1 protein-coding gene is annotated in these 1,734 nt (G+C 68.4%); it reads right to left on the reverse strand.

What is annotated here, in order from left to right; all coding sequences use genetic code 11:
• Window positions 1-28: 28 nt before the first annotated feature.
• Window positions 29-1,630 (reverse strand): IS1182 family transposase, encoded by a 1,602-nt coding sequence (locus tag G4D85_RS48345; RefSeq protein WP_164021895.1) that lies wholly within the window; start codon window positions 1,628-1,630, stop codon window positions 29-31.
• Between the last annotated feature and the right edge of the window lie 104 nt (window positions 1,631-1,734).

The raw sequence follows: 1,734 nt of genomic DNA on the forward strand, positions 1-1,734 counted from the left end.
CTAGAGCGCCAAACAGGTTAGTGGAACCTCAGGCCGCAAGCCGCCGCTTCTCGTCGATGCGGCGGTGGAGGGTCTCCAGGTTCTGGAGAGCGCAGAGCCTGCGAAGGTCGAAGGTGTTCTTCCGGGTGCCGCGGTAGCGGGCCCGCGAGCCCTGGCGCTGGCTGAGGTGGGCAAGCTGGTGCTCGACGTGCACCCGCTCGCGCAGCTTCGCCCGTCCCGAGCGGGTGCTTTGCAGCCGCCGCAGTCGCTTCTGCAGGCCCTCGTCCTCGCCCAGCCGGACGCTCCTGCCGCGTCCGGAGGCCGCGTGCGTGCATTGGGCGCGCAGCGCGCACGCGCCGCACACCTCCGGGTCGAACTGCACCACCTGCCCGGGCTCGAAGGCCTCCACCTGGCCGGCCGGGCAGGTAATGGTGCCCGCCTTCACGTCCACCGCGAAATCCTTCTTGCCGTACAGGCCCGGCCTGGCACCGCGCCCGGACCATGGCTTGCACACCACCTCTCCACCGGCCCCCTTCACCTCCTCGGTCAGCTCGCTGTTCACGTACGCCCTATCAATGAACACCGCGTCCGGCTCCAAGCCCAACCGCCGCAAGTCTTCCCTCAACTCCGGGGTGGCCTCCTCCTCGGGGCGGTTGGCGGGTGTCACCGTACACGCCAGCACCAGTTCGGCATCCAGGTGCGTGCCGATGTGCTGCTTGTAGCCATTGAAACGCTTGCTCTTGCTCTTACGTCCGTGCCGCATCTGCTCGTCTTCAATGGAAACGCGTCTGTCAGGCGCGACGCCCTGGCGCAGGCGCACCCCGCCTGCCTCCACCGGCTCCAAGTCCTGGGCCTTCACCTGCCCGAGCGCCTCAATGTAGCGGCGGAGCGGGGCCTCTTCGGCCTGGTCCACGTGACGCGCCACCCACGCCGCCAGTCGGTCCACCTGCCGCACCAGGCGGTTGAGGGCGTCCTGCTTCTCTTCGGTGTCGCTCCAGTCGATGTCCAGTGCCGCCTTCACGCTGGTACCCAGCAGCAGCGGCGCCTGGGCCTGACGGCATACTTCCTCCACGTCGGTGTTCAGCAGACGGGCGGCGCCCTCGGCGAGCTTCTTGCCCGCGTGGCCGAGCAGGTTGAAGGTGTCTTCAACCCGCCCGGCTCCCTCTAAAGGGCGACTGTCCACCGCCAGGCGCAGGGTGGCTGGCAGCTTCTTCCAGTCGAAGGCCTTCGTCTTCTGGGCCACCTCCACCGTGCGCTCCAAAAGGCGCCGGTCCAGGTCGTGGTGGATGAGCCGCTCGCGGAACTGCTGCAAGCCGCCCTGGGAGAAGGCGGGCGCGTCATCGTCGGGCACCAGCGTGCCCAGCACCACGCGCCAGCATCGGTCCGTGGCCGACAGTCGCACGGCCTCCGCGTCGGAGACTTGCAGGTAGCCCTGCAGCAGCAGCGCCATGCACAGCAGGGCCGGTGGCTGGGGGGCCTCGCCCTGGCCCGTCTGCCGATACATGCCCTCCAACTCCTCTTGGAAGGCCTCATCGAACAACTCGTGGCGATGCCGCCGTAGGAAGACCAAGAGCTTGCGGCTCTTGCCCGCCAGCTTCAGCAGCCGCTCTTCCCGCTCGCTACACCTCACCTCAGGCGTCCACCGGTCCATGTGCGCTCCTGCCGTGTCCTCGGACCTACCTGCGCACTCTCTGGGCCGACGTCGATCCCCTGTCCCTTGCCTGCTCCCTCGCCCTAACCTGATCGGCGCTCTAG

Origin of the sequence: Pyxidicoccus trucidator (assembly GCF_010894435.1) — a bacterium.
In the GTDB taxonomy this organism is placed as follows: Bacteria; Myxococcota; Myxococcia; order Myxococcales; family Myxococcaceae; genus Myxococcus; species Myxococcus trucidator.